This window comes from uncultured Acetatifactor sp. (assembly GCF_948601915.1).
In the GTDB taxonomy this organism is placed as follows: domain Bacteria; phylum Bacillota; class Clostridia; order Lachnospirales; family Lachnospiraceae; genus Acetatifactor.
This window is the reverse complement of record NZ_CAPDXS010000093.1, coordinates 1-7,147: the sequence shown is the minus strand read 5'-3', so window position 1 is coordinate 7,147 and position 7,147 is coordinate 1. Positions and strand designations below refer to the sequence as shown.

The 7,147-nt window shown below is 50.4% G+C and carries 5 protein-coding genes and 1 pseudogene (1 of these 6 cut by a window edge); 3 read left to right on the top strand and 3 right to left on the bottom strand.

Annotated elements, in window-relative coordinates; all coding sequences use genetic code 11:
* Positions 1–182, bottom strand: a pseudogene (locus tag Q2B33_RS15640) (ABC transporter ATP-binding protein); it reaches 695 nt to the left of the window's first position.
* Positions 183–658: 476 nt separating this feature from the next.
* Here Q2B33_RS15640 and Q2B33_RS15635 point away from each other — a divergent pair.
* A complete protein-coding gene (locus tag Q2B33_RS15635; RefSeq protein WP_300914098.1) occupies positions 659–1,831 on the top strand; it encodes a sensor histidine kinase in 1,173 nt (390 codons plus the stop codon).
* A gap of 32 nt (positions 1,832–1,863) precedes the next feature.
* A complete protein-coding gene (locus Q2B33_RS15630) occupies positions 1,864–3,171 on the top strand; it encodes an ATP-binding protein (RefSeq protein WP_300784143.1) in 1,308 nt (435 codons plus the stop codon).
* 95 nt (positions 3,172–3,266) lie between these two features.
* Here Q2B33_RS15630 and Q2B33_RS15625 read toward each other — a convergent pair whose 3' ends face one another.
* Both Q2B33_RS15625 and Q2B33_RS15620 read right to left on the bottom strand, forming a co-directional pair.
* The gene (locus Q2B33_RS15625; RefSeq protein ID WP_300784145.1) at positions 3,267–5,042 is read right to left on the bottom strand and encodes an AAA family ATPase; all 1,776 of its coding nucleotides are present in this window, start codon (positions 5,040–5,042) and stop codon (positions 3,267–3,269) included.
* Between the two features lie 279 nt (positions 5,043–5,321).
* Entirely contained in the window at positions 5,322–6,047 is a 726-nt protein-coding gene (locus Q2B33_RS15620; protein ID WP_300784147.1) for a hypothetical protein, read from the bottom strand.
* Between the two features lie 210 nt (positions 6,048–6,257).
* On the opposite strand from Q2B33_RS15620, the gene Q2B33_RS15615 reads away from it, so the two are divergent.
* Positions 6,258–7,082 carry a class I SAM-dependent methyltransferase gene (locus Q2B33_RS15615; protein ID WP_300566217.1) on the top strand — a complete coding sequence of 275 codons (825 nt, stop codon included), beginning with the start codon at positions 6,258–6,260 and terminating at the stop codon, positions 7,080–7,082.
* The last annotated feature ends 65 nt before the right edge of the window (positions 7,083–7,147 follow it).

Sequence of the window (7,147 nt, the reverse complement as noted above, 5' to 3'; positions counted from 1 at the left end):
ACTTCTCCGGTGTAGTTCCTGGTCAGGCCTACCAGGATTTTCATGATGCTGGTCTTTCCGGCTCCATTGGGGCCGATCAGGCCCACGATTTCGCCTTTTTCCAGTTCAAAGGATACGTTGTGCAAAATCTGGAAGTCTTTTGCTTTTTTGCTGACATTGTTTACTTTTAATGCGCAATTCATCTTTTTCCTCCTATTCCAGTTCCGCGTCCGCCCTCCCTGCACCCGACTTGGGCAGAGGATTTCCGGACGCGTAATGATTGCGTCCGTAATTCCTCTGGGGTGCTGGACGGGGCAGACGCTGTTTTTCCAGTCCCGCGTCCGCCCCTCCCAGTACCCGCACTTGGGCAGAGGATTTCCGGCTACGCTTTTTTCTGTTTTATTATAAAGCACGAAACCGCGGTTTTCTTTTTTCTGTCGCGAATGGGCGTTTTGGAGTCATGAACGCGTTTCTGCTTGCCAGGCTGTGGGTGATATATTATAATATATCAGGTTACCGGATCCGTCTGTACTGTTTTAAGGAGTTTTTTATGATGATATTGTTGGTGATGGCGGCGTGCAATGCCCTGATGCTGACATGCGATATCCTGATATTGGGCCGCCCGCGTCTTTCTATAGGGAAGTATTTTCTTTTCTTTTTTTCGTTTGGGGGGTTCTTTTTGCTGCAATTGTATTTTGACTTTTCTCCTTTGCTGCCGGTGGCTCTGGGGGTGAATTCTGCGCTGTTGGTAAAGTGGACGGGGCGGTTGGATTCGTTCCTTTCCATTCCCCTTGGTTATATTTTGAACTGTGTGGTGAGCAATCTGGTGGCTCTGGGAGCTAATCTGGCCTGGGGTCTGTCTGTGAAGGACATTAACGGGGATGGGTTTTACATTGTCCTGTTGGGCGGCTGTAGTCTTGTATTGTCCTGTCCTTTGCTTTTTGTGGCCAGGGGGCTGGTGGGGCGGTATGTTTCGGGTGTTTTGGAAAAAATGGGGGGAAGGCTGCTGTCTTTGATCGGGGTGACTTTGCTGCTCTGCGCGTTCATGCTTTTCACGATGGCTTCTTTTTTTGACACGCTGGACATCACCCACAGGGAGTTCCTGTTGATGGTCGGTTCCCTTGTGCTGTATTTTCTGTTCACTTTGAGCATGATCCTGATTGTGCTGCACACTGTCAGGGGGAATTATGAGGCGCGGAAGAAGGTGGAGTATCTGGAGCATCTGAAGGAGTACACGGGGAATCTGGAGATGGTCTATGATAATCTGCGCTCTTTCCGGCATGATTATATCAATGTGATGGCTTCTCTGGCGGCTTATATCGAGGAGGGGCGGTATGAGGAGCTGAGGGACTTTTTCTATGGGCATATCCTGCCTATGCAGGAGGGGCTGGCACAGAGGAACGACGCGTTGTGCCGCTTGTCCCATGTGCATGTGCTGGAGGTGAAGAGCATTCTGTACGCCAAGCTGCTCCTGGCGGTGAACCGGGGGGTTGAGGTGGAGGTGGATATCCCGGACGTGATCGATTGTGTGCACATGGATCCGGTGGATCTGGTGAGGGTGCTGGGGATTTATCTGGACAATGCGATCGAGGCCTGCCTGGAGACGGAGCGCCCTTTCCTGGGTTTCCATCTGGGCAGGACGGAGGAGGGAATCGTGTTCCTTCTGTCCAATCCTTTTGTGGACAGGGGGCTTTCCCTGGGGCAGATGTGCAAGAAGGATGTGAGCACTAAGGGGGAGGGGCGTGGGATTGGGCTTTGTAATGTGGAGGAAATCCTGAACCGGTATGACAATGTGTATCATGAGACCCGGATGGAGGAGGGGCTGTTCATACAGCAGGTTCAGATATTTTAGTCAAAATCATACTGTTTCAGGGGGTTTTTACGATGATGCTCTATTTGATTGCTTCGCTGCTGATTGGGTTGTTGCTGACCTGTGACGTTTTTATCCTGGCCCATCCCTATGTTCCCCGAAGGGTATACGCAATTTTGGTTTTATCGATTTCGGCGTTTTTTCTGGTACAGGCTTATTTTACCTTTTATCCGCTGGTTGTGGTCACATTGGGGGTGCATTCTGTGCTGTTGGTGAAGTCCACCGGGAAGCACTATATGTTCTTCTATCTTCCGATTGGTTATATACTGAATTGCGTATTCGGCAATCTGGTCGGGCTGGCGTTCAATCTCCTGTGGGATCTGTCCGTGAAGGAGTTGAATGCGGATGCGGCGTGGATTGTACTGTATTCCATCGGTACCGGAATCGTCAGTTTTCCCGCCCTCTATCTGGTGAGGCGGCTGTTTTTGCGGTATCTCGGGGATATTTTGGAGGGGATGGGGAAGAAGCTGTTGGCTTTCCTGGCTTTGACCCTTTTGCTCTGCGCTTATATGATCCTCACTATGGCTTCTTTTTTTGATACTATAGAGATCACCCACCGGGAGTATTTTTTGATGGTGGCTTCCCTTGTGCTGTATTTTCTGTTTACATTCAGCATGCTTTTTATCGTGCTGCACGCTGTGAGGGGGAATTATGAGGCGCGGAAGAAGGTGGAGTATCTGGAGCATCTGAAGGAGTACACGGGGAATCTGGAGATGGTCTATGATAATCTGCGCTCTTTCCGGCATGATTATATCAATGTGATGGCTTCTCTGGCGGCTTATATCGAGGAGGGGCGGTATGAGGAGCTGGGGGAGTTTTTCTATGGGCATATCCTGCCTATGCAGAAGGGTCTCACCCAGAAGAATGACGCTTTGAACAGTCTGCTGCATGTGGAGGTGTTGGAGCTGAAGAGCATCCTGTATACGAAGCTGCTCCTGGCGGTGAACCGGGAGGTTGAGGTGGAGGTGGATATCCCGGATGTGATTGATTCTGTGCACATGGATCCGGTGGATCTGGTGAGGGTGCTGGGGATCTATCTGGACAATGCGATCGAGGCCTGCCTGGAGACGGAGCGCCCTTTCCTGGGTTTCCATCTGGGCAGGGTGGAGGGGGATGTGGTGTTCCTTCTGTCCAATTCTTTTGTGGACAGGGGGCTTTCTCTGGGGCAGATGTGTAAGAAGGATGTGAGCACTAAGGGGGAGGGGCGTGGGATCGGGCTTTATACTGTGGGGGAGATTTTGAATCGGTATGATAATGTTTATCATGAGACGCGGATGGAGGAGGGGGTGTTTATACAGCAGGTGCGGATTTGTCGGGCGTGAAATGCGGGGGATGCTTATTATCTAGTCCCGCAAAGGGCGTTGGCGCACAGCTTTTTCTAAAAGACTCCCTTAACAGGGGAGTCTTTCCTTTGCAGCTAAAAGCTCAAAATCCCCCTCTCATCATACACGCTCCCCATGCTTTCTCCCCCAATGAGAACCTTCTTCCCGCAGAAGGCGAAGCCGTACTTCCGGATTCTCTCCTTCGGAATTCCCCTTGCGATCAGTCCAGCCTCGTAATTCTGCTCCTCTATCTGTTCCAGGGCACTGGCCACGGTATCGGAAAGCTCCATTTCCTCCGATGCATCCTGAACCTTGAATTCTATAATAATAGCATCGGCTTCTCTTCCGCCAGTTTTAACGCCGTCGCCCCGAACTGTCTTGGGCTCCAACATCACGTCGTACTGGCCCAAGCAAGCGTAGCTTGCTTTGCACTTCTCCCGGTTGGATGTCAGCACATATTTATCTGCCAGCTCCACCATCAGCCCCAGGACAAAGCCGTGGTAGAACCTTTCCGGCTCCTCCTCTGACGGCTTCTTCCCCGAGTCGAAGAAGCTGAACGTCTGCAGGGCCACCTTATTCATATAGAAATTCATGGCCTTCACATCGTCCGCCAGCAGTGCCTTGATAAAATCATTGTAAGAGTCGCCCTCCTCCCAGAACCAGTCCCGAATCATTCTCTGGAACATGATTCGTACTTCCCAGTTGGTCAGGGCGAGGTAATAGTAGAAGCAGCCTGTTTCGTCATCATATTCGGTATCCACAGCCTTCAGGTAACCACTGGCAAGCAGAAGGCTCCAGATTGCGTTCTTCCCGGTATTCAGCTGATTGAATACAATCTGTTCGTCGATTTCCATTCGGAGGGTCTCCCCCTGCATCAGCCTTTCGAACTCCAGCTTGATGTTTTTATTGCCCTCCCGAATCAGCTTCCCCGCCAGGCTGTTGGCGCTGGAGTTGGCCCAGTAGGCGGCCAGCCTTTTGGTATCCAGATAATTTATGATAGACCACGGATTATAAATATCACCGGTCTTTCCGAAAGTAAAACCATCATACCATTGCTTTATATCCTCTTTTTTATCTGATAATCCAAATTCGTCCAAAGCCTGAAATACTTCCCTCTCCGTAAAGCCAAAGGCATCTGCATATTCTTCGGATGTAACCGTAACCACTTTCAGGTTATTCAAATCAGAAAAAATGGATTCTTTGCTGATTCGCGTTATCCCCGTCAAAACCGCCCTCGCCATATAGGGATTCGTCTTAAATGTGGAGTTGAACATGCTCCGGATGAAGGCCGCCATCTCATCCCAATACCCATTGGCAAAAGCCTCCTGCATGGGCGTATCGTACTCGTCCAAAAATATGAGCACCTTCTTCCCGTAATAGCGGGACAGATGGCTGGATAATAGCTTCAGGGAAAAAGAGAGCTGATTATCCTCCATATCGGCGGAAATCCAAAACTCCTTCTTTTCGCTCTCTGTCAGCAGATCCGTTTTCAGCAGAAAATCGAATTGTTTATAAAGCTCATTCATGATACGGCACATTTTTTTGCGGGCCTGTATAAAGGAAGTTTCCTTGATGTCGGCAAAGCTCAGGGAAATGACCGGCCAGGTTCCCTGTAGCCCGCGATATTTCACATCCTCCCAAATGGAGAGACCCTCAAACAAATCGCCCCTCCCCGCATAGCTCACTGAAAAGAACTTCTCCAGCATGCTCATGTTCAGTGTCTTTCCGAACCTTCTGGGACGCGCAATCAGAGTCACCTCATCGTCCGCCTCCCACCACTCCCTGATAAAGTGGGTTTTGTCCACATAGAAGTTGTTGCTTTCCCTTATCCTTTGAAAATCCTGACGCCCGATGCTCACTGTCCTTGCCATAAATCTCAGCCCCCTTTCTTAGGAACATGAAAAATCCCTTACACCCGGATAACCGGAATGCGCGCTGCCACACAAGTCAGGAATTTAACGAAGGCCAGATGGTTTTTCGCTTTAAGAAGCTTATTTACAGATTCGCCCACTCCCTCCATCAGATGGAGTTTCTTCTTCAAATATGTCTTTTAATGGAATACATGGCGCGCTCCTTTTGGCTAACCCAAAGTTATACTTTATTATAGCCGTTTCAAGCATGTTGTCAAGGGCGAAGCCAGCCTTTTCTCACTACAAATCCCTTCTCTGCAGAACGGCCATTCCCACAATCGAGAACGCGATGCCCGTGACGATAAACACCGCAATGTTCTTGGCGCTCCAGTCCTGGTACATCAGGAACTGGTCGGACATACAGAACAGCACATAGTCCATCACTTTCCCCAATGCCGCTATCTTCTGTCCGATCATCTGCAGGATGCCGGGCATTACCCAGAACAGCACGATCAGATAGATAAAAGACGTGATGGTGGAATTGCGCAGGCAGGCAATCATCACTGCTGTGGCTCCTATGGCAAAGCCGTAAATCGTATAAATCAGCATCTCTTTCCCAATGGTTCCGAGCATCACGGGCACTGTCCAGGGCTGTCCGCAGATGACTATTGAAATGTCGTACAAAATCCCGCCGCACAGACCAATCAGCATATTGGCAAGGGCCACGCTGACGATTTTCGCCGTGACGATCTGGGTTCTGGTGCTCCTTGACGTAAAGACGAAGGTGGCTGTCTTCAAATCGAATTCCTCCCCCAGGCTCTTTGCCGCCAGGAACATGATCAGGATGCTGGAGAAGTTGCCATAGAACGCGATCACATTGTGCACCCCGAAGCTGTCCGGGAACCTGTACGCGCCGTATGTCATCCCCCCGCCCATGACCAGCACCAGGATCAGGCCTATGAGGAACTCGCTCTTTTTCAGTAATTTCGTTACTTCCAGGAATGTAATGCTCATTGTCTTCTTCATAGTTTCGACTCTCCTTTCGATGTGATTTCATTCTATACCATTCCGGCTCTCATTCCCGTTTTACTCCTGAAAGGGTGAAAATCTGTCGTGAGCGTCAAAGACATGTCCATACTTTCGTTATAACCCTTCCCGGACTTGAATCAGCCCCCGTTTCATGATATCCTTCTATACAGAGCCGCAGGACACCAGCAGCAGTGACAGGAGGTTGCCATGATGACATCTAAAGAAATAGTGGAAAAGAACAGGAAAGACTGGAACAGTTATTCGGAAAAGTGGTCGGCTTTCAACCATTCGGAGAAAATCCTCCGCCCGGTTTTGAACGATCCCGCAAAGGCATTCCATAAGAAGACCTGGGAACTGATCCAACGCTACCTTCCCGACCTGAAAGGGAAGCGTGTCTGCGTGCCCTCCAGCGGCGACAATCTGGCTGTCTTCGCCTTCGCCCTGTCAGGCGCCACGGTGACCTCCTGCGATATCTCCGACAATCAACTGGCCCACGCAAGGCAGGTGGCGGTCCGGGAAGGGCTTGGCGATGCCATCGAATTCGTGTGCGCGGACACCATGAAGCTGGAAGGCATCCCGGACGGCGGGTACGACCTGGTGTACACCTCAAACGGCGTGCACGTATGGCTCAATGACCTGCCGTCCATGTATGCCAATGTAAACCGGATATTGAAAAAAGGCGGACTGAATATCGTCTATGAGATCCACCCTCATCTGCGCCCCTTTGACGAGGAGCTGAAAATCATAAAGCCCTATGACGCCACCGGGCCCTTTGAGGACGAGACCACAGTGAATTTCCACTGGAGATTGCAGGATATCATGAACGCCATGATGCATTCCGGCATGCGCCTTGAACATTTTGAGGAGATGTTCGATGAAAAGGACTACGAACGGCCCTTCTGGCTGAAGACGGAGGATATCATCAATGGCCTCCGCGCCGACAGAGAAGAGGTGGACAGGATGTACGACTGGAGGAAGAATCCGCCCATGGCATTGCCCCACTGGATCTGTCTGGTGGGCAGAAAAGTGTAAGGAGATCCGTTGTTAGTGTATAATTATTATTGGCAGAGGGAGGGAGCAGACTAAAAATAAAAGGG

Coding starts and splice junctions, on each gene's coding strand:
- Q2B33_RS15615 (WP_300566217.1), top strand. CDS start 6,258: ATGATGACATCTAAAGAAATAGTGGAAAAGAACAGGAAAGACTGGAAC.
- Q2B33_RS15620 (WP_300784147.1), bottom strand. CDS start 6,047: ATGAAGAAGACAATGAGCATTACATTCCTGGAAGTAACGAAATTACTG.
- Q2B33_RS15630 (WP_300784143.1), top strand. CDS start 1,864: ATGATGCTCTATTTGATTGCTTCGCTGCTGATTGGGTTGTTGCTGACC.
- Q2B33_RS15625 (WP_300784145.1), bottom strand. CDS start 5,042: ATGGCAAGGACAGTGAGCATCGGGCGTCAGGATTTTCAAAGGATAAGG.